Origin of the sequence: Paraburkholderia ginsengiterrae (assembly GCF_001645125.1) — a bacterium.
Classification (GTDB): Bacteria; Pseudomonadota; Gammaproteobacteria; order Burkholderiales; family Burkholderiaceae; genus Paraburkholderia; species Paraburkholderia ginsengiterrae.
In genome coordinates this window covers 104,902-128,549 of sequence record NZ_LXKA01000076.1, presented here as the reverse complement: position 1 = coordinate 128,549, position 23,648 = coordinate 104,902, and the positions used below count along the sequence as shown (strand labels likewise).

The window sequence follows — 23,648 nt, the reverse complement described above, 5'->3', positions numbered from 1 at the left end:
TGTCCAGAAGTTAAGGCGCCGTAATCTCCACGGCTTAATTCAGCCACCGTGTTGCGCGGTGCGTTCGGCGGCAATCAGCGCAAGACCGGACAGCACCAGCGAATCGTGGCGAGTATGCGGCACTTTCAGCGCACGGGCCACTTCGTCCACGGCGCCGCCGCTGACCAGGAGGCGCACCGGCACTTGCCATTCATCCTGCAGATCGCGCCACATCCGCTCGATCAGGCCTGCTTGCGCCAACGTGCACCCGGCTGACAGCGAGCGCGGCGTATCCGTGGCGAAGAACGGGCCGCGGCGAGCTGCGTCGGGCGCACCGCCGCCACCGCTGAGGAGGCCGCGCGCCGCGCCGGCGTCGAGCGTCGGCAGTTGCGCGGTGTGCTCGCCCAGCGAGCGCATCATCAAGGTCCAGCCGGGCGCGATCAGGCCGCCGACAAAGCAGCCGTCCGCGCGCAATGCTTCGAGCGTGGTGGCCGTGCCGAACGTCGCGATCAGCAGATGCTCGCCCGGAAACGCCGCATGCGCGCCGATCATGCCTGCCCAGCGGTCACTGCCGAGCGCATCGGGCGTGGTGTAGCTGTTGGTCACGCCGCATTGCTGCGCACATGCGCGGATCGTCGTGAGCGGCAGTTGCGGCCAGTGGGCGTCGAGCAGAGCGGCGATCCGCGCCGCGACACTTTCGCCCGCGACGTTCGACAGCCATGCACCGCCGGGCGTCGGCAAGCCGGACCAGCCGGGTTGCTCCGCGCCGCCATGTGCCAGGGCGCCGGCGGCGATCTGCGCGCCTCCCGCCCGCACCAACGTCCACTTGATACGGCTATTGCCCGCGTCGATCAACAGATAAGGCGCGCCGCTCGTCATGCGGCACCGTCGGCCAGACGCAGCGAGACGTCGCCGGTCGCGACGGCCTGGCGGCCGGCTGCGGTGTCGAGCAGCAACTGGCCGCGCTCGTCCACGCCTGCCGCCACCCCGCGCGCCACTTCGGCGCCTTGTTCCAACAGCACGACTTCGCGGCCGGCATAGGCGTGCATGGCGTTCCAGCGCGCCTGGAAGGGCGCGAAGCCCTCGGCGCCGAAGCGCTGCAAGGCGGGTTCGAGCGCGTTCAGCTCGGCGGCGAGCGTATCGGTGAGGTTGGCGTTGGGCAGCGCGCGCTGTAGCGCGGTCGGGACGGTGCCGCGCGCCTGCGGCGGCGCGTCGGCGTTCAGTGCGCCGACCTTGGCGGCAAGTTCGTCCGCGCCCTTCACATTGGTGCCGATGCCGATCACCACTGCGCTGGCATCGTCGGTGCTCCACGCGGTTTCGATCAGAATGCCGGCCAGCTTGTCGCCTTCGAGCAGCACGTCGTTTGGCCACTTCAGCGCGATCTGGCCGGGGCCGGCGACCGGCAGCGAGCGCAGCCCGTCGACGAGCGCGACGCCCACCGCGAGACTCAGGCCCGCCAGCCCTTCAAGCGGACGCGGCAGCACGCACGCCACTGAGAACAGCAGCGCATTGCCCGGCTCCGCGTACCACGGGCGGCCGCGGCGGCCACGTCCCGCGGTTTGCAGATAGGCGACCCGCACGATCGGCCGCGGCAGCGCGCCGGCCTTGCGCGGCAGCGCTTTAGCACGCGCCATCAGGTCGGCGTTGGTCGAGCCGGTTTCCTCGACAATTTCAATTGGCCAGTCATGCGCGTGCGGGCCGAACAGGGCGACGGCGCGCTCGCGGTCGATGCGCCAGTCGGCTTGGGGCGCACCCGTAGCTGCGCCTTGGGGAGGAGTGCTGGAAGCGTTCATGATTCATATTGTAGCGACAGCGAACCCCTGTGAGCCCAGGAGCATGCTTCATTCGCCGCGCGTTCGTTACAATGGCCCTTAATCCGATCACCAGACTCAGCGATCCTTGAACTACGACACTCCGCCCGGCCTTGAAGTCGCGGCAGGCAGCCAAGGCAAGATCGTCCGGCTCTCGGGCCAGTGGACGGCGCTCGCGCTCGCGCGCGACCGCGCCACCGGCAAGGTGATGCCGCACCTGCGATCTCTGGTCGGCGCCGAGAGCATCGGCCAGTGGGACCTGTCGCGCATCGACCGCATGGACCACGTCGGCGGCCAGGCGCTGTGGCGGGTGTGGGGCCGCAAGATGCCTCCGGACACCACGCTCACCGATACGCAGCGCGACATTTTCGAGCGCATCGCCTTGCTCGACACCGTACGCGAGACGGTCGAGCCGGTGGTCAAGTTCGACCCGTTCACGCGGCTGGGACTGGGGATCTTCGCGTTCTTTGAGCATCTGTATGGTGGCGTGGCGATGTTTGGGCGGGTGGTGCTCGATCTGCTGGCGATCGCGCGCAAACCTAAAATCACGCCATGGACCGAAATTTCCGCGAACATCTATAACGCCGGCACGCAGGCCTTGCCGATCACCGCGCTGGTCGCGTTCCTGATCGGCATTGTGCTCAGCTATCTGTCGGCGCAACAGTTGCGGCTGTTTGGCGCGAACCAGTACATCGTCAATATTCTCGGGCTTTCAGTGATCCGCGAGCTTGGGCCTGTGCTTGCGGCGATTCTGGTGGCCGGCCGCTCGGGCTCGGCGATCACCTCGCAGATCGGCGTGATGCGCGTGACCGAGGAACTCGACGCCATGCGCGTGATGGGCATTCCGCATGGCCTGCGGCTTATCCTCCCTCGCGTGGTCGCGCTCGGCGTGGCGATGCCGCTCCTCGTCATGTGGACCAACATCATTGCGCTCACGGGCGGCGCGCTTGCCGCCAAGCTCGCCCTTGGGATCGACATGAGCTACTTCGCGCGGGCCCTGCCGGGCGTGGTGCCGGTCGCGAATCTGTGGATCGGTCTTGGCAAGGGTGTCGCGTTCGGCATGCTGATCGCGATCGTCGGCTGTCACTTCGGTTTCCGAATCAAGGCCAATTCGCAGAGTCTCGGCGAAGGCACGACGACCTCGGTGGTGACCTCGATTACCATCGTGATTCTCGCGGACGCCGTGTTCGCGATTATCTTTCAGAACGTGGGGCTCGGATGATCGCGCCACTCACTCAGGCCGTGCGCGGCCAGCCGATGCCGTCGATCGCCGAACCGGTGATCGAGGTGATCGACGTGACCAAGCGCTACGGCCGCAACATCGTGCATCAGCATCTGAATTTCGAGGTGCGGCGCGGCGAGATCATGTCGATCGTCGGCGGCTCGGGCTCCGGCAAGACCACCCTCGTGAGGCAGATCCTCGGTCTCGAGCGTCCGTCGTCCGGCACCATCAAGCTGTTCGGCGAGAATCTCGCGACCATCTCACCGGAAACCGCGCTGCTGATGCGCAGCCGCTCCGGCATGCTGTTTCAGCGCGGCGCGCTGTTCTCCTCGCTCTCGGTGTTCGACAACGTCGCGCAGCCAGTGCGCGAACTCGGCAAGGTGCCCGAAGACCTGTTGCGCGACATCGTGATGCTCAAGCTCGAGATGGTTGGGCTGCCTTGCAAGCATGCGTTGAAGATGCCGTCGGCCTTGTCGGGCGGAATGATCAAACGTGTGGGCATTGCCCGCGCGATTGCGCTCGAGCCCGAATTGCTGTTCCTCGACGAACCGACCGCCGGGCTCGATCCGCAGGCGTCCGATGAGTTCGTCGAACTGATCTCGGCGCTGCATCGCGCGCTCGGGCTGACGGTCGTGATGGTCACTCACGATCTCGACACGATGGTCGCGCTGTCCACCCGCGTCGCCGTGCTGGCGGACCGCAAGGTGCTGGTTGCTGCGCCGGTCGAGGAGGCCGCGGCGGTCGATCATCCTTTCATTCGCGAATATTTCCTCGGCCTGCGCGGGCGCCGCGCGTTACAGGCGCTGCCGCCGGAGCGCCGCGCGAAGCTGCCGCGCGCGGCGCTCGAGCCGGCGTCGTCCGAACTGCCGCTGTGAACCAGGGAACCTGACAATGGAAAATAAATCACATGCTTTCTGGGCCGGGCTCTTCACAGTGGTCTTGCTGGCTGCCATCGCAATGGCGGCTTTTCTGTTCAACGTCGACCGTTCCGTGCGGGTGCCTTACGACCTGATTGCGCGCACCAACGTGACGGGGCTTTATACCGACGCGGCGGTGCGTTATCGCGGGCTCGACGTCGGCAAGGTGCAGTCGATCAAATTCGACCCGAGTCACCCGGGGCAGATTCTGATCCGCATCCTCGTCGACACGCACGCGCCGATCACCCGTTCGACTTTCGGCAGCCTGGGGTTCCAGGGGGTGACGGGTATTGCCTTCATCCAGCTCGACGACAACGGGCGCGATCTGTCGCCGCTGCCGTCGTCGGCGAAAAACGTCGCGCAGTTGCCGATGCGTCCCGGCCTGCTCGATCAGCTGCAGCGGCGTGGCGAAGTGCTGCTGAGCAAACTCGAGAAAGTCGCGGACGACGTCGACAATCTGTTGTCGCCGGAAATGGCTGCGCAATTGCAAAGCACCGCGACGAGTCTCCAGAAGGCGGCGGACGGCGTTGCCACGCTGACCCAGCAGTTGGGGCCGGCCGTCGGCAAGCTGCCCGGCACGATCGACCAGCTGGATCGCACGCTCGCGTCGACCAATCAGCTGATCACCGGGCTGAGCCGCCCGGACGGTCCGTTCGAGACCAACCTGAACAAGGTCGGCACGGCGGCGCAGCAGGCCGGCGACGCGCTGACGACGATGAATGGCTCATTGCAGGAACTGTCGTCGAAGGTGGGCTACGACACCTTGCCGCGCGTCAACTCGCTGGCTGAAGACGTGCGCTCCGCGGCTCGCTCGGTGGATCGTGCCGCCGACACGTTCAGCACCAATCCGCGCAGCGTGCTGTTCGGCGCGCCGGGTGCGGCGCCCGGCCCAGGCGAGCCCGGCTTCAGGTGGCCCGCCGCCGCTGCCCGATGACTGGAAGGTTTGAAGAAAGGAAGATTGTCATGTCACGCTCGATTCACCGATTGTTGTCCTCCAGCGCCGCTCTCGCGGTGCTGCTCGCGTTCGGCATGCTGGCCGCGGGCTGCGCGGGCACGCCCGCGGCGCTCTCGGACATCCGCTACGACTTCGGGCCGCCGAAACCGGCAGCGTCCGCCGGCGCGATGCCGGCGGTGAAGGTGCTCGACGTGAGCGCGCCCGACGTGTTGGAGTCCGACAAACTGCGGTACCGGCTCAGCTACGCCGACGCGCAGCAAACAGCGGCTTACGCGAATAGCCACTGGATCATGGCGCCGTCGCAGTTGCTGACCCAGCGCCTGCGCGGCGCGCTCAGTTCGCGCGGCACCGTGCTCACGGGAGCCGACGGCGTGAGCGCGCCGATGCTGAAGGTCGATCTGAGCGAGTTCGAACAGGTCTTCGACAGTCAGTCCGAAAGTCACGGCGCGATCACCGCGCGCGCCACGCTCACGCAGAGCGGCAAGGTGATCGGCCAGCGCACGTTTATCGCGCGCGCGCCGTCCAGTTCGGCGGATGCCGCCGGCGGCGCGCAGGCGCTCGCCACCGCCAGCGACGATCTGGTCGCGCAGATCGTCGCGTGGCTCGGCGTGCAGGCGCTGGTCGCCGCGCAATGACCGGCTTGCAGCGCACGCAACGGGGCGCTGCATGAGCGAAAAACTTTGGCTGCACCGTCCGTCGGCGCTCGCCCGGCAGGCGCTGGTGCTGTATTCGGCGTTGATTGTCTACGGTTCGTGGTATCCGTTTTCGGGCTGGCGTTCGCTCGGCCTCGCGCCTTTCGCGTATCTGTTCGATCCCATGCCGCAATATCTGACCGCGTTCGACGTGGTCACGAATGTGCTCGGCTACATGCCGTTCGGCGCGCTGATGGTGCTCGCGGTCTATCCGCGCTGGCGCGGCACGCCGGCGGTCGCGTTGGCCTTCGTGCTGGGCGCACTGCTGTCGGGCACGATGGAGGCCGTGCAAACCTATCTGCCGACACGCGTCGCCTCCAACCTCGATCTCGCCGCCAATACACTCGGCGCGCTGCTCGGCGCGGCGATCATGTCGCCCGCCACCGGCGCGCTGCTCGACCGCGGCTTGCTGCGGCGTCTGCGGCTCGTGTGGTTCGAGCGCGATCGCGCGGCGCTCGCGTGTCTCATCGGCGCGTGGCCGTTCGCGACCATGTACCCGGCGCCGCGCCTGTTCGGACTCGGCAACTGGCCGCGCGAGTTATGGCTGCATTTCGATTCGACGACGCAGGAGGCGTTGCTCGCGTGGACTCCACAGGGCTGGCATGTCGGCACATGGCCGGCGCTCGCTGCCGCCTGGTTGCCCGACGATAGATGGGAAGCGGTGATCACCACGCTCAACCTGTTCGCCGCGCTCGTGCTGGCGTCGTTGTCGGTGCGCCGTCACGCGCCGCGCGTGCGCCTGCTGCTCCTGTTTATTGTCGCGACCCTGTGCGTCAAAGCGGGGGCGACGTTTCTGCAGTCGCAATCCGGTCTCGCATTCGACTGGGCGACGCCCGGCGCGCTCGCAGGACTCATAGCCGGCACCGCCGCCGCGCTGCTCGCGCTGCCCTTGCGGCGCCGCTTGCGGGCGGCGTTGGCGGGCGGCGCGCTGGTGGTTGCACTCGTGTTCGTCAATCTGCTGCCGGTGAATCCGTATTTCGATGTCGTGCTTGCCGACTGGCGGCAAGGGCGTTATCTGCACTTCAACGGTCTCGCGCACTGGCTCGCGTGGATCTGGCCGTACGCGGCGCTGGTGTGGCTGGCGTATGTGGTCGAACAGGCGTGGCTTAAGCGGCGCGCGAAGCGTGCCTGAACTGTGCCTGAAGCGTACATGAAGCACGCCTGATCCACGCGTGCGGCGCGCGCGGCGTCAGCGACTGCCAGCCCTGCTCGCTATAATCGTTCGCACAACAGGCGCGTACCGCTTGTGCTTGCTGCGCCATTCCACACACTCACTGTCTCGCCTCCGCATACCATGGACTCTTTCTACAAGCACCACGTTTTCTTCTGCCTCAATCAGCGTGAACCCGGCGCCGAGCGCCCGAGCTGCGCGAACTGCAACGCGCAGCAAATGCAGGAGTACGCGAAAAAGCGCGTCAAGCAACTCGGCCTTGCAGGCCCGGGCCAGGTGCGCATCAACAAGGCCGGCTGTCTGGACCGCTGCGAGCAGGGTCCGACGGTTGTCATCTATCCGGAAGGCGTCTGGTACACGTATGTCGATGAGAGCGACATCGACGAAATCGTCGACTCGCACCTCGTGAACGGCAAGATTGTCGAGCGTCTGAAAATCGATCAATAAACGCCGCCATGAACGTACATACGAAAAAGTATCTGATCGACGGCCCGGTCGGCAAAATCGAGGTCGCGCTGGATCTGCCCGACGCGATGCGCGAGAACGGCGCCGCGCCGCGCGGCATTGCGCTCGTTGCGCATCCGCATCCGCTGTTCGGCGGCACGATGGACAACAAGGTCGCGCAGACGCTCGCACGCACCCTCGTGCAGTTGAACTACGTAACTTATCGTTCGAATTTTCGCGGCGTCGGCCAAACGCAAGGTGAGCACGACGCGGGCATTGGCGAGCGCGATGATCTGCGTGCCGTGCTCGACCACATGCGGGCTGAAGCTGGTCAGAGTGATCTGCCCCTCGTGCTGGCCGGGTTTTCGTTCGGCACGTTCGTGCTGTCGCATGTGGCCGCGAAATTGCGCGAAGAAGGTCGGGCGGTCGAGCGCATGGTGCTGGTCGGCACCGCGGCGAGCCGTTGGGAGGTGGCGCCCGTGCCCGAAAACACGCTCGTGATTCACGGTGAAACCGACGAGACGGTACCCATTCAATCCGTTTACGACTGGGCACGGCCACAGGAATTGCCCGTTGTCGTGATTCCGGGGGCGGAGCATTTCCTGCATCGTAAGCTGCACGTTCTGAAGCGGATCATTGTGGACGCGTGGCGGTGAGCGGCACGCGCCATGTGTTTTTCGCGGTACAGGTACGCACAAACGCAAATTAATCGCCGCGTTTCGCGCGAAGTTAGCGGTGGAGCGCGCGTATAATGAGCGCTCTTTTTTGGGCGCAGCATCGCCCATCCGGCAGTTCGCGCGACGCGTAGCGGTTTTGCGCGCGCAGCGGTGCCGGGTGCGGGGCGTGCTGCGTGAACCGATCGCGTGGCCGGAAGTCCAACGGGCGCCGCGCCGTTTTTTTACGGTTAGACGCTCGCCGACCGGCTCTTCCAAACTATGCGCCCTGCGCGCGATGTACATTTCTGCACGAATCGACCCTATGCGTTTCTCCACCTCCGGCCGCACGTCATTCCCTTCCGTCGCTTCCTTCGTTCCTTCTTCGCTTAGCCGTGCCGTGACACTCGGCGTCGTGCTGCCGGCCACGCTCGTCGCCAGCACGGCGTTCGCGCAAGTGCCGCCGCCGGCGGTGAACGCGCGTTCGTGGGTGCTCGTCGACGCCACCAGCAACCAGGTGCTCGCCTCGGGCAATCCCGACGAGCGCGTGGAGCCGGCGTCGCTGACCAAGCTGATGACGGCGTATCTCGTCTTCGAAGCACTGCAGACGAAGAAGATCACGATGGACCAGACGGTGATGCCGAGCGAAGCGGTGCGCCGCGTGCGCACCGACGAATCGCGCATGTTCATCGAGGCGAACAAGCCGGTGACCGTGCACGATCTGGTGTACGGCATGATCATCCAGTCGGGTAACGACGCGGCGATCGCGCTGGCCGAACTGGTCGGCGGCAGCGAGGCGCAGTTCGTCAACATGATGAACACCGAAGCGCAGAAGCTCGGCATGACGCACACGCATTTTGCCGACGTGAACGGCATGCCCGATGCGCAGCACTACACCACGGCCGGCGACCTCGCGGTGCTGTCGGCCCGTCTGATTCGCGACTTTCCTGACTACTACAACATCTTCTCGGTCAAGGAATTCACGTACAACAAGATCAAGCAGCCGAACCGCAACCGTCTGCTGTGGATCGATCCGACGGTCGACGGCCTGAAGACCGGTCACACGCAAGCCGCCGGCTACTGCCTGATCGCGAGCGCGAAGCGTTCGCTGCCGGGCACGGCCGACGGGTCGCGCCGACTCGTCTCCGTCATGATGGGCGAGGTCAAGGAACACGACCGCGTGCAGGACAGCCTGAAGATGCTGAACTACGGCTACACCGCGTACGATACGGTGCGTCTGTACAAGGCGAATCAGGTGGTCGGCACGCCGCGCGTCTACAAGGGTGCGCAGGACACGGTGCAGATCGGTGTGAAGGGCGACCAGTACATCACCGTGCCGAAGGGCATGGGCGACAAGGTGAAGCCGCAGATCGAGCAGATCGATCCGCTGATCGCGCCGATCGCGAACGGTCAGCAGGTCGGTACGGCCAAGCTGGTGGCCGACGGCAAGGTGCTGGCGCAGTTCCCGATCGTCGCCTTGCAGGCCGTGCCGCAAGCCGGCGTGGTCGGCCGCGTGTGGGACTCGCTCATGCTGATGTTCAACAAGAAGAAGTAAGAGCCTGACCGCGATGACCGCTCTTCCCGATGTATTGCCCGATCCGATTGTCTATCTGAACGGCGAGCTGGTGCCGTTGTCCGAAGCGCGCGTGCCGGTTCTCGACCGCGGCTTTATTTTCGGCGACGGCATTTACGAAGTCGCGCCGCTGTACGCGCAGGCCGGCGGTCGCCGTACGGCGTTCCGCTTCAGGCAGCATCTGGCACGGCTCGCGCGGTCGGTCGGCAAGATCGGCATCGCCAATCCGTTCGACGACGCCGGCTGGCGCGCGCTGATCGAGCGGGTGGTGGCGGCCAACGAGGCAGACGGCGGTTTGCGCGACGATCAGGACGCGATTGCCTATATTCAGGTAACGCGTGGCGTCGCGAAGCGCGTCCACGCGTTTCCGGCCGGCATTCAGCCGACCGTGTTCGTGATGGTCACGCCGCTGAACCTGCCGGACGCCGCGCAACGCGCGCACGGCGTGCGGTGTGTGACCGCGGAAGATCGCCGCTGGCTCAATTGCGACATCAAGTCGGTATCGCTGCTCGGCAACGTGCTGATGGCGCAATATGCGGCGGAGAACGACGCTTTCGAGACGATTCAGCTGCGCGACGGCATGTTGACCGAAGGTTCCTCGTCGAATGTATGGGTGGTGAAGGGCGGCGTGTTGTCAGCGCCGCCGCGCAGCCATAAGATCCTCGAAGGGATTCGCTACGGTCTGATCGAAGAGCTGACGGCTGAATGCGGCATCCGTTTCGATGCGCGCGATATTACCGAGGCGGAGTTGCGCGCGGCGGACGAGATCATCGTCAGTTCGGCCACGAAGGAAGTGCTGCCGGTCACGCAGCTCGACGGCCAGCCGGTCGGCGAGGGCAAGCCTGGCGAGGTCTTCGCGGCGCTATATTCGGCGTACCAGCGAGCCAAGGCCCACGAAGCGCTAGAGGCGCAAGAGGCGCAGCAAGGAGTAGAAAATGAATCCCGTGAACGAGTCACTGCTTGAATTTCCCTGCGATTTCCCGATCAAGATCATGGGCAAATCGCACCCTGAATTTGCCGAAACGATTGTCTCGGTGGTCCGCCAGTTTGACAACGGTGTCGACGCATCGCGCGTCGAAACCCGGCCGTCCAGCGGCGGCAACTATACGGGCCTGACGGTCACGGTGCGTGCCACGAGCCGTGAGCAACTCGACGATATCTATCGCGCGCTCACCGGCCACCCGATGGTTAAAGTGGTGCTGTAACGCGTCCCCAGGTGCTCTGGTATTACGGCGTGGCGCGCAATGCGTCCACCGCCAGATCGGCGCTTGCGCCAGGACCTGCTTCGCAAGCCTGGTCGAACAGCAGTTTGAAGCGTCCCACCTCCTCGAACACCCAGTCGCGGAACGCCTTTACACGGGCGGTTTCGAGCATCTGCGGCGGGCAGATAAAGTAGTACTGCCACGGGCTCGGTCCATCCACATCGAATAGCCGCACGAGGCGGCCCGCCGCGATTTCGTGCATGGCCAGCGAGCGGCGCGTGAGCGCGACCCCCTGGCCGTCGATCGCCGCCTGCAGCAGATTCGACGAATCCTGATACAGCACGCCTCGCTTCGGTTCGGGCCAGTCGGTCAGGCCGGCGGCGTCGAACCAGGGGCGCCATAACTCGTCGTCGGAACGCAGCAGCGGGACCTTGGCCAGATCGGCCGGCGTGCGCGGCAGCTTGCCGCCATTGAAGTTCGGCGAGCAGGCCGGAAAGAAAATCTCCTCCAGCAGCAGCTCCGAATGCAGCCCCGAGTATTTGCCGAAGCCGAAACGGATCGCCACATCCACGTCATCGCGCGCGAAATCCGTGAGTGCGTTAGTAGAAAGCAGTTCCAGATCCCATTGCGGATGCGCCTCGATAAAGCTGCCGAGACGCGGTGTCACCCAGCGCGCCGCAAACGACGACAGCATCGACACCACCAGACGCCGCTCGCGGTCGCCGGCGCGGATTTCCCGGGTGGCGTCGGCGAGCGCCATCAACGCTGCGCGCACATGCGAGGCGTACCGCCGGCCGGTTTCGGTGAGCCGCACGCGCTTGCCGTCGCGCGCGAACAGCGATATGCCCAGTTCGGCCTCGAGGGCGCGAATCTGGTGGCTGACAGCGCCGTGGGTGACGAACAGTTCGTCGGCGGCGCGCGAAAAGCTCTCGTGGCGGGCGGCGGCTTCAAACGCCTTGATTGCGTTCAGCGCGGGGAGTTGCCGGAGGTCCATCGCAATATTTCTCACATAGAGGTGAAAATTGATCGTTTTGCTTAAGTCCTTGCCACGCCTAGGATTGTAGTCACGAATCAACCTTTGGCGAGGGCATCATGCGAGAAATTTCCTCTAGTATCGCGCTTGAAATCCGCAGTGGCGAAACGCTTCCGATGAAGGTGGCGCGCAGCACCAAGCTCGTGGTGCATGGCGGTGCGGTCTGGGTCACACGCAGCGACGATACTGAAGATTACTGGCTGCAACCCGGCAATACGCTGCGGCTGCGGCGCGGCGAACGGCTGTGGCTGAGCGCGGAGGGCGGCACGTTTGCGAAGGTCGTGTTCACCGTGCCGACGCGCTGCGATCAGCGTGCGCTGAACTGGTTTGCCCGGGTCGGCGAACGGCTGGCGTTGCGCGTGCGGGGCGGCTGGCGCACGGTTTGATGACAGGGTGGCGCGCGGTTCTGGCGTAAGGGCGGTTGGCGGAGGGCCCAGGCCGCGCGACCGCCAGCCCGCGTGTCCCTGAACCGGCGGGTCCAATGCACCCACTTCCGGCGGGGTTTCCCAGATTTCGGTAAACTGGCGGCATTATGTGTGCCACCCCGCTTTCCCCGTCTCCCTTGTCCGTCACGGCCGCGCCTACGCTGCGCTGGCGCGGCAGCGAACCCTACGAAGCCAGTTTCGAAGCCATGCGAGCGTTTACCGACGAGCGCACGGCTGACACGCCCGACGAAATCTGGCTGGTCGAACACCCACCCGTCTTCACCCTCGGCCAGGCGGGCGATCCAGCCCATCTGCTGGCCGCCGACAGCGGCATTCCTCTGGTGAAAGTCGACCGGGGCGGCCAGATCACGTATCACGGGCCCGGCCAGGTGGTCGCCTACCTGCTGCTCGACTTGCGCCGACGCAAGCTGATGGTGCGTGAGATGGTCACTCGGATCGAGCAAGCCGTGATCGACACCCTTGCAGCGTATAATCTCGCGGGTGAACGAAAGGCGGGTGCCCCCGGTATCTACGTGGCGCCCGGGCCGGACGTCGGGCTGCACGCCGGCGCCAAGATCGCGGCGCTGGGTTTGAAAATCCGCAATGGCTGCAGCTATCACGGCGTCAGCCTGAACGTGAACATGGATTTGCGGCCGTTTCTGGCCATCAACCCATGCGGCTACGCGGGGCTCGAAACAGTCGACATGGCAACGCTTGGCGTTACCGCCGGCTGGGACGACGTAGCGCGAACCTTTGCAGCAAGCCTCACCGCAAACCTCGACGGCAGTCCCGCGGCCGTCGCCCAACCACAGGCCGGTGCGCGCACCGCCTGACTGGACCGAACGAATGACAGACGTTACCGCGAACCCCGCAGCTTCCTCCGCTCCTGATGCCGTGCCGGCTTCCGCCTCCGCCTACGACGCCACCGCGAAACAGAAGGCGCAAGCCAAGACCGCCCGTATTCCGATCAAGATCGTTCCGATCGAAAAGCTGAAGAAACCGGATTGGATCCGCGTCAAAGCGGCGACCGGCAATTCGCGCTTCTACGAAATCAAGCAGATTCTGCGTGAGCACAATCTGCATACGGTGTGTGAAGAAGCGAGCTGCCCGAACATCGGTGAATGCTTCGGCAAAGGCACCGCGACCTTCATGATCATGGGCGACAAGTGCACGCGCCGCTGCCCGTTCTGCGACGTCGGCCACGGCCGTCCGGATCCGCTCGACGCGGACGAGCCCGGCAATCTGGCGCGCACCATCGCCGCGCTCAAGCTGAAGTACGTGGTGATCACCAGCGTGGACCGCGACGATTTGCGTGACGGCGGTGCCGCCCACTTCGTGGAATGTATCCGTCAGACGCGCGAGCTTTCGCCGGAAACGCGCATCGAAATTCTGACGCCGGACTTCCGCGGCCGCCTTGATCGCGCGATCGGCATTCTGAATGCCGCTCCGCCCGATGTGATGAACCACAACCTCGAAACGGTGCCGCGTCTGTACAAGGAAGCGCGGCCGGGTTCGGACTACGCGCATTCGCTGAAGCTGCTGAAGGACTTCAAGGCGCTGCATCCGGACGTCGCTACCAAGTCGGGTCTGATGGTCGGCCTGGGTGAAACCGAAGAAGAAATTTTGCAAGTGATGCGCGACCTGCGCGAGCACGACGTGGACATGCTGACGATCGGCCAGTATCTGCAGCCGTCGGAACACCATCTGCCGGTGCGCTCGTATGTGCACCCGGACACGTTCAAGATGTACGAGGAAGAAGCGTACAAGATGGGCTTCACGCACGCGGCAGTGGGTGCGATGGTTCGGTCGAGCTATCACGCCGACTTGCAGGCGCATGGCGCTGGCGTGGTCTGAGCACTTCAGGTCGTAGCGTGGTTGAAGAAAAGCCCGCACGTTGCGGGCTTTTTCTTTTGCGCGATCTGGTCGCGTGAGTTACCGGTAATACCGCGCGAGCAGCATGCAGATCGAGGAAAGCGTTCCGCCGATGATCGTGAAAGGAAACATGAAGTCGATGAAGCGGTCGCGCAGTGCTCGATTCTCAATGATGTAGTCAATAAGGTTGGGCATAGGGCTTCTCCACGGATGGTTCGTCGAAAGTATATCGCAGTGGGAATAAATTAATTAGGTTAACGAATAATGAGATAGAAAATATGATGCGGCGATGATTGCCGTCATGATAAATGACAGCCACATGAGCCTGTGGTCAGGGACCTCGCCGCTGTGCCTGTAAGTTGGGTGTGGCGTCGAGTCGGCGGAACCGAACGACACGAGAATCGAAGCGCCCACGATGGCGATGCCATGCCAAAGCAGTCCGGCAAACATGAAGGCCCTTGCGCCGTCGGAGGTTGACTCACCCAGCGCGGATCCGATCTCGTAGCACGCGCTCGCACTCATCGAAATGACCACCCAGAAAAGCTGCCCGTCCTGCACGGCCCGTATCGCTATGCCTTTCGACGTATGCCGATAGAAGCGCGAAAAATTTAACAAAGGCAGCAGCGCAATAGGCGCGCAAACCGGCACGCCGATATTGAAGAACAGCCAGCTCAGGTGACTAAGAAAGGCGATCATAGGAATGCGAAATGTGGGTGACACAAAGATCATCCCGCCGCAGTCCTTTCGAGGTCAATCTGCCGAACAGCCTACTTGCGGACTGGGGTCGCGAGCCGTCATCATTCGCTGGAACCGCTTGACTGTCCGCGCCGGCGGCCGCCGCCAACCAACCGAACACGAAAAGCAATGCTCGAACAGCGTGATTAGCAATTGCGGATTAATTGGAACAGGCCGCGAACAAACTGCCTATAGTCGAAAGCCTCCCGAACAACATCGATTCAAGAGGCTTCCCGATGAACCGCTTCCGTCGCCCAATTGCCGCATTCGCCACGCTGCTCGCACTGTCCGCGCCGTTCGCATCCGCGGCGCACGCCGATACCAAGGAAGTCGTGATTGCGTATCAGGACATGGTGGTGCCGTGGCGCTACGCGCAGGCCACCGGTGAAGTGGAGAAAGCCACCGGCTACAAAGTCACCTATCGCAAGCTCGGCAGCGGTGCCGACGTGATACGCGCGCTGGCGTCCGGCTCGGTGCAACTCGGTGAAGCCGGTTCGAGTCCGATTGCCGCCGGTCTGTCGCAAGGTGTGGATATCTCGCTCTTCTGGATTCTCGACAACATCAACGACGCCGAGGCACTGGTCGCGCGTGATGGCTCGAATGTGACGAACGTCGCCGGTCTGAAAGGCAAGAAAATTGGTGTGCCGTTCGTGTCGACCTCGCACTTTCATACGCTGGTCGCCCTGCAGAACGCCGGCGTGAATCCGTCCGACGTCAAAATCGTCAACCTGCGCCCGCCTGAAGTCGCGGCGGCGTGGGAGCGTGGTGACATCGACGCGACGTATATCTGGGACCCTGTGCTGGCTAAAGTGAAAAAGAACGGCAAGGTGCTGATCACCTCGGGGCAGGTCGCGCAGCAAACCGGCAAGGCGACCTTCGACGGCTTCGTCGTCGATCGCAAGTTCGCCAGTCAGAACGCCGAGTTCGTCACGCGTTTCGTGAAGGTGCTGGCCACGACCGACGCGAATTACCGCGACCACACGTCCGCGTGGACCGCGACGTCGCCGCAGGTCGAAGCGGTTGCGCAGGAGTCCGGCGCGAGTGCGCAGGATGTGCCGGCAAGTCTCGCGCTGTACGCATTCCCGACCCCGGCGCAGCAGGCGTCGACGGCATGGCTTGGCGGCGGCGCGCAATCGGGTGCTGCGAAGTCGCTCGCTGCCACCGCCGCGTTTCTGAAGACGCAAGGCACGATTCAGAACGTGCTGGCCGACTACTCCAGCGGCGTCGATCCGCAATTCGTGCAACGCGCGGCGCGCTGAGCGTCGCGTGCAATTTCCAATCATGCTTCATGAGGTCGGGCGATGAGCGCTCTTGAAATCCGGCGGCTGCATGTCGCCTACGAAGGCGCGCGTGGCGCCCCGCCGCATGTTGCGCTCGCCGATGTCGATTTGCGCATCGAGCCCGGCGAGTTCGTAGTCGCGCTGGGCGCGTCGGGCTGCGGCAAGACCACCTTGCTCAACTGCATTGCCGGCTTTATTCCGCCGACCGAAGGGGAAGTGCGGCTGAACGGCGAGCAAGTGCTCGGACCCGGCGCCGATCGCGGCGTGGTGTTCCAAAAGTATGCGCTGATGCCGTGGCTCGACGTGCTCGACAACGTGGCGCTCGGTTTGCGCTTTCAGCGCGTGCCGAAGCCGGAGCGCGAGCGCATCGCGCTGGACATGTTGAGACTCGTCGGACTCGAGCGGTATGCACGCTCGCGGGTCTATGCGCTCTCAGGCGGCATGCAGCAGCGCGTGGGCATTGCACGCGCGCTGGCGAGCGATCCGCAGGTGTTGCTGATGGATGAGCCAATGGGCGCGCTCGACGCGATGACGCGCGAGTCGATGCAGGAACTCGTGCTCGACGTGTGGGGTCGCACGCGCAAGACGGTGTTCTTCATCACGCATAGCGTCGAGGAGGCGCTCTTTCTTGCAACCCGTCTCGTCGTCATGACGCCGGGACCGGGGCGCATCGCTGATAGCTACGATCTACCGTTCGCGCGACGTTTCCTCGAGACGCGCGATGCGCGCGCGGTGAAGTCGTCGGCGGATTTCATCGAGTGGCGTGAGCGGCTGGTGCGCCGCCTGCATGAACGCAATCAGGAAGAGGTGGTGTCGTGACGGTGTCGCGTGAATCATTGAACAATGTGCCGCTCGCTCGCGCTGGCGAGCGGATCAACGAACGGCCGCAACGGACGGCGCGGCCCTCGCACGGCTGGCGCTTGCCGGGCGAAGGTCCGACCGCGGCATTGAGCGCGGCGTCGGTCACCACGCTCGCCGCGTTGTGGTGGCTGGCCACGCATTTGCACTGGCTGCCGCCCCTCTTTCTGCCGACGCCCGAAGCCGTGGTGGCCGCATTTCTCGACGCGTGGCATGGACGCATTCAGGGCGGCTTGCCGCTCTCCGAGCACCTCGCGTGGAGCGCCTTGCGCGTGTTCGGCGCGTTTGCGCTAGCCGCGCTCACGGCTGTGCCGGTCGGCATCCTGATGGGGGTGAGCCGGGTCGCGCGCGGCCTGCTCGATCCGCCGCTCGAGTTCTACCGGCCGCTGCCGCCGCTCGCCTATTTGCCGCTGGTGGTGATCTGGTTCGGCATTGACGAAACGGCGAAGATCGTCGTGATCTATCTGGCCTGCTTTGCGCCGATTGCCATGGCCGCACGCGCCGGCGCGCGCAGCGCGACCGTCGAACAGATTCATGCCGCCTATTCGCTAGGCGGCCGGTTCTCGCAGATCGTGCGTCATGTGGTCTTGCCGGCTGCGCTGCCGGAGATCCTGACCGGCCTGCGTATCGCGATCGGCTTCGGCTGGACCACGCTGGTTGCCGCCGAGATGGTGGCGGCCACCGCGGGCCTGGGTCAGATGGTGCTCAACGCATCGAGCTTCCTGCGTACCGATGTGGTGGTGATGGGCATCGTGCTGATCGGTCTGATTGCCTGGCTCTTCGATCTCGGCATGCGTGCGCTGGAGCGGCGGCTCGTGCCTTGGAAAGGGCGCGGGTAGCGTGGCCGCTGCGGCTCAGGCTCAGACTTACGCAAACAGCTCGATCACCGGCCAGCCGCGCTGCGTGGCGATGGCGCGCAAACGCGGATCGGGATTGGTCGCGACGGGATGCGTGACGCGTTCCAGCAAGGGCACGTCGTTGATCGAATCGCTATAGAACCAGCTCTGCGGAAAATCCTCGAGGCGCTGACCGAGCGAGGCCAGCCAGCTCTCGGTGCGCGCAATCTTGCCTTCGCGGAACGTGGGTATGCCGACCGCGGTCCCGGTAAAGCGCGCCGACGGATCTCCTCCTTCCGTGCCAAGTTCGATTCCCAGCAGATGGTCGAAGCCGAGCGCCTTGCCGATCGGCTCGGTTATGAACACATTGGTCGCGGTGACGATGCAGCACAGGTCGCCCGCTTCAATATGCCGTTGCACGAGTTCGCGCGCCGCCGGCAGGATAGCCGGTGCAATTACTTCCTGCATGAATTGCACGTGCCATGCGTCGAGCTGTTCGCGCGAGTGGCGGGCGAGCGGCGCCAGCGTGTAGTTCAGATAGGCGGACATATCGAGTGTGCCGGCCACATACTGCTGGTAGTACTCGTCGATTTCCCGCGCGTGGCGCGCCGCGCCCTCGATTCCCAATCCGGCGATAAAGTGGGCCCACGCCTGGTCGCTGTCGAGCGGCAGCAAGGTGTGGTCCAGGTCGAACAGCGCGAGGTTGCGGCTCATTCAGAGTCCTTGTGATTAAGTGGTTGAACTAACCGCATGACCGGCCATGAGCCGACGCACAGTCATCCACGGTGTTGCGCGAGCGTATATTTAAAAGCACAAAATTACAATAAGGCAAAAATGTGCAACACTAGTGTCATATACGCCCGGGTGCCGGTTCACGCGGCACGCGGTTCGGGTCATGGCAGCAGGAATGGACGCGCAGTGCCTTATGTTGATACTCCTAAACCTTCTGGCCGGTGTGGCACTCCTCGTGTGGGGTTCGCACATTGTGCGAACCGGGATTCTGCGGGTCCTCGGCTCCGATCTGCGTGAGGTGCTGGGGCGCAGTACCGGCAGCCGCTGGCGGGCTTTTCTCTCGGGCGTCGGCGTCACGAGCCTCGTGCAGAGCAGCAATGCCACCGCGGTAATCGTCACGTCGTTCGCGGCGCAGGGGCTCCTGTCGCTGACCAGCGGCCTCGCGATCATGCTCGGCGCCGACGTGGGTACCGCGCTGATGGCACGGATTCTCACGCTCGATCTGTCCTGGTTGTCGCCTATCCTGATCTTGCTCGGCGTGCCGCTCTTCCTGTCGCGCAAGGAAACCCGTCTCGGCCAGACTGGCCGCACGCTGATCGGTCTCGGCTTGATCCTGCTGGCGCTGCATCTGATCGTGCAAGCGGCCCAGCCCATGATGCAGGGCGCCGGCGTGCGCGTGATGTTCGGTGCGCTGACCGGCGACACCATGCTCGACGCATTGGTCGGCGCCACTTTCGCCGTGCTGTCGTATTCGAGCCTGGCCGCGGTCCTGCTGACCGCCACGCTCGCTTCATCCGGGGTGATTTCGCTGAAGGTCGCGTTGTGCCTCGTGATCGGCGCGAATCTCGGCAGCGGTCTGCTCGCACTCCTCGGTACCGTCGCGCAGAACGCGGCGGCTCGGCGTCTCGCGTTGGGCAGCTTTGCGTTCAAGCTGGCCGGCGCATTGCTGATCCTGCCGTTCGCGCCGCTGCTCGCGCGCGGGCTGCCGGTGCTGATCGCCAATCCGCGCGAAGCCACGGTCGGCTTTCACCTCATCTACAACACGCTGCGCTGCTGCGCGTGCCTCGCGCTGATCGATCCGGTGGCGCGTATCTGCGTGCGCGTCCTGCCCGAGCGGCCGCAGTCGAACGGCGAACTGCGGCCGTTGCACCTGGATGCCGCCGCGCTGCCCACGCCTACGCTCGCGCTTGCCAATGCCGCCCGCGAGGTGCTGCGTATCGGTGACATCGTGAGCACAATGCTCGACAATGTCGCGGGCCTGATTCATCACAACAATCTGGAAAAAGCGCGGGAAACGGTCCGCATGGACGACGACGTGGACGAGCTGTACGCCGCGGTCAAATCCTATTTGACGCTGATCTCGCGCGAGCAGCTCGACGAAGCCGAGAGCCGCCGCTGGACCGACATCATTGCATTGACCATCAACCTGGAGCATGCCGGCGACATCATCGAGCGGATCGTCTGCGACATCGAGGAAAAGAAGATCGCTCACCGTCTGTCGTTCTCAGAAGAAGGGCTTGGCGAACTTGACGACTTGCAGACGCGGCTCGCCAGCAATCTGCAACTTGGACTGTCGGTGTTTCTGACCAGCGATCTGCGGTGCGCCGAGCGCCTGCTGGCGGAAAAGGAGCGCTTTCGCGATCTGGAGCGCGCGTATTCGTACCGGCACCTGGACAGGCTTGCGGGGCAGACGGTGCGCAGCATCGAGACCAGTGCGCTGCATCTGGATCTGATCAGCGACATGAAACGGCTCAACTCGCTGTTCTGCTCGACCGCCTATCCGGTGCTCGACGCAGCCGGCGCGCTGCACGACACGCGCTTGCGCAAGCGCGCGCTCGACACGATGCATGTGAAGGAATAGACCATCGGGCATCGGGCCGCGAGGCCCGTTCCTTATGCCAGCACGATCTCTTCGAGTTTCTTTTTCAGCGCTGCGAAATCGGCGGCATCGGCCGCTTTTTTGTTGGTGACGAGCACGTCGATCCGATCTGGTGGGCAGTACGAAATACGGCTGCGCTGGCCGATCTTGCTGTAGTCGGCGAGGATCACGACGCGGTCCGCATTGGCGACCATAGCGCGCGCCACTTCGGTTTCGGCGTGATCGTAGTTGGTTGCGCCATGCCGGTGGTCAACGCCGACCGGCGACAGCAGCGCCATGTCCGCGCGATAACGCTGAATGTCGAGCACGGTGGTGGCGCCGGTGGTCGCCGCCGCTCGGTCGCTGATCGAGCCACCGAGCAGGATCACTTCGTTGGCGGCCTTGGTTTGATCCACCACGGCGCGCATCTTCAACGCGACGTCGATCGAGTTGGTGACGATAGTCAGATTGGCCAGCTTGGCCAGTTCTTCGGCCAGCGTGGCGGTGGTGGTGCCGGCGTCGATGAACAGCGTCTGGCCGCTCGCGACCAAACCCGTGGCCGCCTTGGCGATTGCGGTTTTGGCTTTGACGCGCATGTGCGCGCGTTCGGCTATGGGTGCTTCGTCGGCGGGCTTGATCGCGCCGCCATGCACTCGCCGCAATTCACCGAGTGCTTCGAGGTCCAGCAGATCGCGCCGCACGGTTTCGCGCGATACCCCGAGATCCGCCATGATCCGCTCGGTCGACACACGCTGAAGCGTCGACAGCAACGCGCGAGTTCTCTGATGACGATCTTCCTGCCACATGCAATTTCCCTTGGATGCGAACGCGCAATCGCATAGCTTGTTTTAGTGGTGACATCGTTGTCACGAATGTGTGTCCAGATGATGTCAAGCGTACTACTTTCGCTAATTTGTGTTGTATTTTTTTGGTAGCTTGCAAGTTTGTGTATTTAACCTTAGCCTTCGCTCATCGTGGCATTGCGCCTGTTTCGAACATCAAATGTTCGAAAAGGAAGTGAAATATCCACGTTCGAGCATTTTGCGGCGTTTTTTGGCAATTTGGTTGACTCATGCCGTTGTTATTGTAGATCCTGAAACTTGCCGCTGGAGCGATGCGCCCGCGGCGTTCTGCATTGCCGGAAGGCCGCACGCTTCGTCATCCTTATAATGAGGAACACGGCGCCAGGCATGTCGGCATCAGGGTAAACGCGGCACGCGGGGCCGCCTGCAACGTGCCGCAAGCGGATTCAACCCGCGCTATCTGAAAGGTAACGAGACGTGGAAGACGGAATTCATCGCGCTTCATCCGCAGTCTGGCCGTATCCGCGCCTGGTAGCGCATCGCTGCGGCGGCACGCTGGCGCCGGAGAACACGCTGGCCGGTTTCGACGCGTGCGTGCAGTACGGCTACCGCATGGTCGAGTTCGACGCAAAGCTGTCCGCCGACAATCAGCTCTTTCTGCTGCACGACGATACGCTCGAGCGCACCACCAACGGGCATGGCGCCGCCGCCGATCACAAGTGGCAGGAACTGGCGGCGCTCGACGCCGGCGCGTGGCTCGGGCCGCAGTTCGCCGGCACGCGCCTGCCGACGCTCGCCGAGGCGGCAGAGCGCTGCGCGCGCGACGGCATCGCCGCCAACATCGAAATCAAGCCGTGTCCGGGCCGCGACGAGATCACCGGAACCCTCGTGGCAAGCGGCGCGCAAAAATTGTGGCAAGAGCAGACGCCGCCGCTGCTGTCGTCGTTTTCATATGAAGCGTTGGCTGCCGCGCGCGACGCCGCGCCATCGCTGCGGCGCGGCATGCTGTTCGAAGAGGTGCCCGCGGATTGGCTGCGCATCGTGCGTGAACTGGACTGCGTGTCGCTTCACGCGAGCCACCGGTATCTGAGCGAGCCGCTGGTCGCGGAGATTCGCGCCGCCGGCCTGCGCGTGCTGGCTTACACGGTGAATGACCCGGCTCGCGCACAGGAGCTCGCGCAGTGGGGCGTCGACATGATTTGTACAGATCGCATCGATACACTGCACCACGACATGCTTTCCGCGCCGGCAAACCCGGTCTGAGGATGGCGCTTGCGCCGTTGTGAGCGTGTGCCAGTGCGCACAGGCGCAAGCCCGAAGTTCGAACTAGAAATTTTCCAAACGTAGCAATTTCGGCAGAGGATGGGGAAAACCATGAACCGCACCGCGTTAGCTCGCCTATTTTCGATGTCGGCCATTGCGGGTGTCGCCGCAGCCGGCGTCAGCACCGGCGCTTCAGCCGCGCCGCTCGATTCGTTGATCGCAGCGGCCAAGCAGGAAGGCCAGCTCACCGTGATCGCGTTGCCGCACGACTGGTGCAACTACGGTCAACTGGTCGCCGGCTTCCAGAAGAAATACGGCATCAAGATCAACGAGCTGAATCCGGATGCCGGTTCGGGCGACGAAGTCGAAGCCATCAAGGCGAACAAGGGCAACAAGGGTCCGCAAGCACCCGACGTGATCGACGTGGGTCTGTCGTTCGGTCCGACCGCGAAGGCCCAGGGGTTGCTGCAACCCTACAAGGTCTCGACGTGGAATTCGATTCCCAACGATTCGAAAGACGCCGACGGCTACTGGTACGGCGATTACTATGGCGTGCTGTCGTTCGAAGTGAACGCCGACATGATCGACAAGGCGCCGTCCGACTGGAGCGATCTGCTCAAGTCTGACTATAAGAATGCGGTCTCGCTGGCAGGCGACCCGCGCTCGGCCAATCAGGCGATCCAGGCGGTGTATGCGGCAGGTTTGTCGCACAGCAAGGGCGACGCGAGCAAGGCCGACCAGGCCGGTCTCCAGTACTTTGCCGAACTGAACAAGAACGGCAACTTCGTGCCGGTAATCGGCAAGGCCGCGTCGCTCGCGCAAGGCACCACGCCGATCGTCGTGCGTTGGGACTACAACGCGCTGGCTGACCGCGACACGCTGAAGGGCAACCCGAAGGTGCAGGTGGTGATTCCGAAAACGGGCGTGGTCGCAGGCGTCTACGTGCAGGCAATCAGCGCCTACGCGCCGCATCCGAACGCCGCCAAGCTCTGGATGGAGTACCTGTATTCGGACGAAGGCCAGCTTGGCTGGCTGGCAGGCTATTGCCACCCGATGCGCTACAACGAACTGGTGGCCGGCAAGAAGGTCCCGCAAGCCCTGCTCGACAAGCTGCCGCCGCCGTCGTCGTATAAGAACGTGGTGTTCCCGACGCTGTCGCAACAGGACGCGTACAAGGAAACCATCACGAAGCACTGGGACGAAACGGTCGGCGCGAACGTGAAGTAAGCGGCGCCGCGCACGTTGCGAGGCCGGCGCCATGCCCGCTTCGCGATGTCGACCCGTAGTGTGTCGTTGTACCGGTGGCGCGCTGCTCGTGACGAGCGGCGCGCCCG

The 23,648-nt window shown here is 64.1% G+C and carries 26 protein-coding genes; 19 read left to right on the top strand and 7 right to left on the bottom strand.

Annotation, left to right across the window (positions count from 1 at the left end):
- Positions 1-39: 39 nt before the first annotated feature.
- The gene (locus A6V37_RS05915) at positions 40-858 is read right to left on the bottom strand and encodes a type III pantothenate kinase (protein ID WP_064266732.1); all 819 of its coding nucleotides are present in this window, start codon (positions 856-858) and stop codon (positions 40-42) included.
- Positions 855-1,772 carry a biotin--[acetyl-CoA-carboxylase] ligase gene (locus tag A6V37_RS05910; RefSeq protein ID WP_064266731.1) on the bottom strand — a complete coding sequence of 306 codons (918 nt, stop codon included), beginning with the start codon at positions 1,770-1,772 and terminating at the stop codon, positions 855-857. The genes A6V37_RS05915 and A6V37_RS05910 overlap by 4 nt, the downstream gene beginning before the upstream one ends.
- Before the next feature lie 106 nt (positions 1,773-1,878).
- On the opposite strand from A6V37_RS05910, the gene A6V37_RS05905 reads away from it, so the two are divergent.
- The 10 genes from A6V37_RS05905 to A6V37_RS05860 all read left to right on the top strand — a co-directional run bounded on the left by A6V37_RS05905 (position 1,879) and on the right by A6V37_RS05860 (position 10,622).
- A complete protein-coding gene (locus tag A6V37_RS05905; RefSeq protein WP_064285850.1) occupies positions 1,879-3,012 on the top strand; it encodes an MlaE family ABC transporter permease in 1,134 nt (377 codons plus the stop codon).
- On the top strand, positions 3,009-3,887 hold the full coding sequence (locus A6V37_RS05900; RefSeq protein ID WP_064266729.1) for an ABC transporter ATP-binding protein: 879 nt from the start codon (positions 3,009-3,011) through the stop codon (positions 3,885-3,887). The genes A6V37_RS05905 and A6V37_RS05900 overlap by 4 nt, the downstream gene beginning before the upstream one ends.
- Before the next feature lie 16 nt (positions 3,888-3,903).
- Positions 3,904-4,863 carry an MlaD family protein gene (locus A6V37_RS05895; RefSeq protein WP_064285849.1) on the top strand — a complete coding sequence of 320 codons (960 nt, stop codon included), beginning with the start codon at positions 3,904-3,906 and terminating at the stop codon, positions 4,861-4,863.
- A gap of 29 nt (positions 4,864-4,892) precedes the next feature.
- Positions 4,893-5,519, top strand: coding sequence for an ABC-type transport auxiliary lipoprotein family protein (locus tag A6V37_RS05890; protein WP_064266727.1), 627 nt, complete (start codon positions 4,893-4,895; stop codon positions 5,517-5,519).
- Between the two features lie 31 nt (positions 5,520-5,550).
- Positions 5,551-6,708 carry a VanZ family protein gene (locus A6V37_RS05885; RefSeq protein WP_064266726.1) on the top strand — a complete coding sequence of 386 codons (1,158 nt, stop codon included), beginning with the start codon at positions 5,551-5,553 and terminating at the stop codon, positions 6,706-6,708.
- A 162-nt stretch (positions 6,709-6,870) separates the two neighbouring features.
- A complete protein-coding gene (locus A6V37_RS05880; RefSeq protein WP_064266725.1) occupies positions 6,871-7,194 on the top strand; it encodes a (2Fe-2S) ferredoxin domain-containing protein in 324 nt (107 codons plus the stop codon).
- Positions 7,195-7,202: 8 nt separating this feature from the next.
- Positions 7,203-7,847 carry an alpha/beta hydrolase gene (locus A6V37_RS05875; protein ID WP_064266724.1) on the top strand — a complete coding sequence of 215 codons (645 nt, stop codon included), beginning with the start codon at positions 7,203-7,205 and terminating at the stop codon, positions 7,845-7,847.
- 322 nt (positions 7,848-8,169) lie between these two features.
- Positions 8,170-9,399 (top strand): D-alanyl-D-alanine carboxypeptidase family protein, encoded by a 1,230-nt coding sequence (locus A6V37_RS05870; protein WP_064266723.1) that lies wholly within the window; start codon positions 8,170-8,172, stop codon positions 9,397-9,399.
- Positions 9,400-9,412: 13 nt separating this feature from the next.
- A complete protein-coding gene (locus A6V37_RS05865) occupies positions 9,413-10,381 on the top strand; it encodes a D-amino acid aminotransferase (RefSeq protein WP_064266722.1) in 969 nt (322 codons plus the stop codon).
- The gene (locus A6V37_RS05860) at positions 10,353-10,622 is read left to right on the top strand and encodes a DUF493 family protein (RefSeq protein ID WP_064266721.1); all 270 of its coding nucleotides are present in this window, start codon (positions 10,353-10,355) and stop codon (positions 10,620-10,622) included. Before A6V37_RS05865 ends, A6V37_RS05860 begins: the two co-directional genes overlap by 29 nt.
- Positions 10,623-10,644: 22 nt before the next feature.
- Here A6V37_RS05860 and A6V37_RS05855 read toward each other — a convergent pair whose 3' ends face one another.
- Complete coding sequence (locus A6V37_RS05855) at positions 10,645-11,613, bottom strand: transcriptional regulator GcvA (RefSeq protein WP_064266720.1); 969 nt, start codon at positions 11,611-11,613, stop codon at positions 10,645-10,647.
- Positions 11,614-11,711: 98 nt separating this feature from the next.
- Here A6V37_RS05855 and A6V37_RS05850 point away from each other — a divergent pair, with 98 nt between their 5' ends.
- The 3 genes from A6V37_RS05850 (at position 11,712) to lipA (ending at position 13,931) form a co-directional block, all read left to right on the top strand.
- Positions 11,712-12,038: a DUF2917 domain-containing protein gene (locus A6V37_RS05850; protein WP_064266719.1), complete on the top strand. Its 327-nt coding sequence runs from the start codon at positions 11,712-11,714 to the stop codon at positions 12,036-12,038.
- Between the two features lie 146 nt (positions 12,039-12,184).
- Positions 12,185-12,910, top strand: coding sequence for a lipoyl(octanoyl) transferase LipB (gene lipB, locus A6V37_RS05845; protein WP_064266718.1), 726 nt, complete (start codon positions 12,185-12,187; stop codon positions 12,908-12,910).
- A gap of 13 nt (positions 12,911-12,923) precedes the next feature.
- A complete protein-coding gene (gene lipA / locus A6V37_RS05840; protein WP_064266717.1) occupies positions 12,924-13,931 on the top strand; it encodes a lipoyl synthase in 1,008 nt (335 codons plus the stop codon).
- A 78-nt stretch (positions 13,932-14,009) separates the two neighbouring features.
- On the opposite strand, the gene A6V37_RS42760 is transcribed toward lipA, so the two are convergent.
- Both A6V37_RS42760 and A6V37_RS05835 read right to left on the bottom strand, forming a co-directional pair.
- Positions 14,010-14,144: a hypothetical protein gene (locus A6V37_RS42760; protein ID WP_278185268.1), complete on the bottom strand. Its 135-nt coding sequence runs from the start codon at positions 14,142-14,144 to the stop codon at positions 14,010-14,012.
- 54 nt (positions 14,145-14,198) lie between these two features.
- Entirely contained in the window at positions 14,199-14,645 is a 447-nt protein-coding gene (locus A6V37_RS05835; protein ID WP_064267175.1) for a hypothetical protein, read from the bottom strand.
- A 275-nt stretch (positions 14,646-14,920) separates the two neighbouring features.
- On the opposite strand from A6V37_RS05835, the gene tauA reads away from it, so the two are divergent.
- The 3 genes from tauA to A6V37_RS05820 are packed head-to-tail and all read left to right on the top strand — an operon-like array spanning position 14,921 to position 17,661.
- Positions 14,921-15,943: a taurine ABC transporter substrate-binding protein gene (tauA, locus tag A6V37_RS05830; protein ID WP_064267174.1), complete on the top strand. Its 1,023-nt coding sequence runs from the start codon at positions 14,921-14,923 to the stop codon at positions 15,941-15,943.
- Between the two features lie 42 nt (positions 15,944-15,985).
- On the top strand, positions 15,986-16,783 hold the full coding sequence (locus A6V37_RS05825; RefSeq protein WP_064266715.1) for a taurine ABC transporter ATP-binding protein: 798 nt from the start codon (positions 15,986-15,988) through the stop codon (positions 16,781-16,783).
- A 53-nt stretch (positions 16,784-16,836) separates the two neighbouring features.
- Positions 16,837-17,661 carry an ABC transporter permease subunit gene (locus A6V37_RS05820; RefSeq protein ID WP_064267173.1) on the top strand — a complete coding sequence of 275 codons (825 nt, stop codon included), beginning with the start codon at positions 16,837-16,839 and terminating at the stop codon, positions 17,659-17,661.
- A gap of 27 nt (positions 17,662-17,688) precedes the next feature.
- Here A6V37_RS05820 and A6V37_RS05815 read toward each other — a convergent pair whose 3' ends face one another.
- Positions 17,689-18,372, bottom strand: a complete 684-nt coding sequence (locus A6V37_RS05815) for a histidinol-phosphatase (RefSeq protein ID WP_064266713.1) — start codon at positions 18,370-18,372, stop codon at positions 17,689-17,691.
- A 211-nt stretch (positions 18,373-18,583) separates the two neighbouring features.
- On the opposite strand from A6V37_RS05815, the gene A6V37_RS05810 reads away from it, so the two are divergent.
- On the top strand, positions 18,584-20,251 hold the full coding sequence (locus tag A6V37_RS05810) for a Na/Pi cotransporter family protein (protein WP_064267172.1): 1,668 nt from the start codon (positions 18,584-18,586) through the stop codon (positions 20,249-20,251).
- Positions 20,252-20,283: 32 nt separating this feature from the next.
- Here the strand turns inward: A6V37_RS05810 and A6V37_RS05805 are convergent, their stop codons facing one another.
- Positions 20,284-21,054, bottom strand: coding sequence for a DeoR/GlpR family DNA-binding transcription regulator (locus A6V37_RS05805; protein ID WP_064285848.1), 771 nt, complete (start codon positions 21,052-21,054; stop codon positions 20,284-20,286).
- A 474-nt stretch (positions 21,055-21,528) separates the two neighbouring features.
- On the opposite strand from A6V37_RS05805, the gene ugpQ reads away from it, so the two are divergent.
- The gene (ugpQ, locus tag A6V37_RS05800; RefSeq protein ID WP_064266709.1) at positions 21,529-22,314 is read left to right on the top strand and encodes a glycerophosphodiester phosphodiesterase; all 786 of its coding nucleotides are present in this window, start codon (positions 21,529-21,531) and stop codon (positions 22,312-22,314) included.
- A 111-nt stretch (positions 22,315-22,425) separates the two neighbouring features.
- Entirely contained in the window at positions 22,426-23,541 is a 1,116-nt protein-coding gene (locus A6V37_RS05795) for an ABC transporter substrate-binding protein (RefSeq protein ID WP_064266707.1), read from the top strand.
- The last annotated feature ends 107 nt before the right edge of the window (positions 23,542-23,648 follow it).

Bases quoted from the DNA above. Each gene is read 5' to 3' on its own strand.
- A6V37_RS05915 (WP_064266732.1), bottom strand. From the start codon at position 858: ATGACGAGCGGCGCGCCTTATCTGTTGATCGACGCGGGCAATAGCCGT.
- A6V37_RS05910 (WP_064266731.1), bottom strand. From the start codon at position 1,772: ATGAACGCTTCCAGCACTCCTCCCCAAGGCGCAGCTACGGGTGCGCCC.
- A6V37_RS05900 (WP_064266729.1), top strand. From the start codon at position 3,009: ATGATCGCGCCACTCACTCAGGCCGTGCGCGGCCAGCCGATGCCGTCG.
- A6V37_RS05895 (WP_064285849.1), top strand. From the start codon at position 3,904: ATGGAAAATAAATCACATGCTTTCTGGGCCGGGCTCTTCACAGTGGTC.
- A6V37_RS05890 (WP_064266727.1), top strand. From the start codon at position 4,893: ATGTCACGCTCGATTCACCGATTGTTGTCCTCCAGCGCCGCTCTCGCG.
- A6V37_RS05885 (WP_064266726.1), top strand. From the start codon at position 5,551: ATGAGCGAAAAACTTTGGCTGCACCGTCCGTCGGCGCTCGCCCGGCAG.
- A6V37_RS05880 (WP_064266725.1), top strand. From the start codon at position 6,871: ATGGACTCTTTCTACAAGCACCACGTTTTCTTCTGCCTCAATCAGCGT.
- A6V37_RS05875 (WP_064266724.1), top strand. From the start codon at position 7,203: ATGAACGTACATACGAAAAAGTATCTGATCGACGGCCCGGTCGGCAAA.
- A6V37_RS05870 (WP_064266723.1), top strand. From the start codon at position 8,170: ATGCGTTTCTCCACCTCCGGCCGCACGTCATTCCCTTCCGTCGCTTCC.
- A6V37_RS05865 (WP_064266722.1), top strand. From the start codon at position 9,413: ATGACCGCTCTTCCCGATGTATTGCCCGATCCGATTGTCTATCTGAAC.
- A6V37_RS05860 (WP_064266721.1), top strand. From the start codon at position 10,353: ATGAATCCCGTGAACGAGTCACTGCTTGAATTTCCCTGCGATTTCCCG.
- A6V37_RS05855 (WP_064266720.1), bottom strand. From the start codon at position 11,613: ATGGACCTCCGGCAACTCCCCGCGCTGAACGCAATCAAGGCGTTTGAA.
- A6V37_RS05850 (WP_064266719.1), top strand. From the start codon at position 11,712: ATGCGAGAAATTTCCTCTAGTATCGCGCTTGAAATCCGCAGTGGCGAA.
- lipB (WP_064266718.1), top strand. From the start codon at position 12,185: ATGTGTGCCACCCCGCTTTCCCCGTCTCCCTTGTCCGTCACGGCCGCG.
- lipA (WP_064266717.1), top strand. From the start codon at position 12,924: ATGACAGACGTTACCGCGAACCCCGCAGCTTCCTCCGCTCCTGATGCC.
- A6V37_RS42760 (WP_278185268.1), bottom strand. From the start codon at position 14,144: ATGCCCAACCTTATTGACTACATCATTGAGAATCGAGCACTGCGCGAC.
- A6V37_RS05835 (WP_064267175.1), bottom strand. From the start codon at position 14,645: ATGATCGCCTTTCTTAGTCACCTGAGCTGGCTGTTCTTCAATATCGGC.
- tauA (WP_064267174.1), top strand. From the start codon at position 14,921: ATGAACCGCTTCCGTCGCCCAATTGCCGCATTCGCCACGCTGCTCGCA.
- A6V37_RS05825 (WP_064266715.1), top strand. From the start codon at position 15,986: ATGAGCGCTCTTGAAATCCGGCGGCTGCATGTCGCCTACGAAGGCGCG.
- A6V37_RS05815 (WP_064266713.1), bottom strand. From the start codon at position 18,372: ATGAGCCGCAACCTCGCGCTGTTCGACCTGGACCACACCTTGCTGCCG.
- A6V37_RS05810 (WP_064267172.1), top strand. From the start codon at position 18,584: ATGTTGATACTCCTAAACCTTCTGGCCGGTGTGGCACTCCTCGTGTGG.
- A6V37_RS05805 (WP_064285848.1), bottom strand. From the start codon at position 21,054: ATGTGGCAGGAAGATCGTCATCAGAGAACTCGCGCGTTGCTGTCGACG.
- A6V37_RS05795 (WP_064266707.1), top strand. From the start codon at position 22,426: ATGAACCGCACCGCGTTAGCTCGCCTATTTTCGATGTCGGCCATTGCG.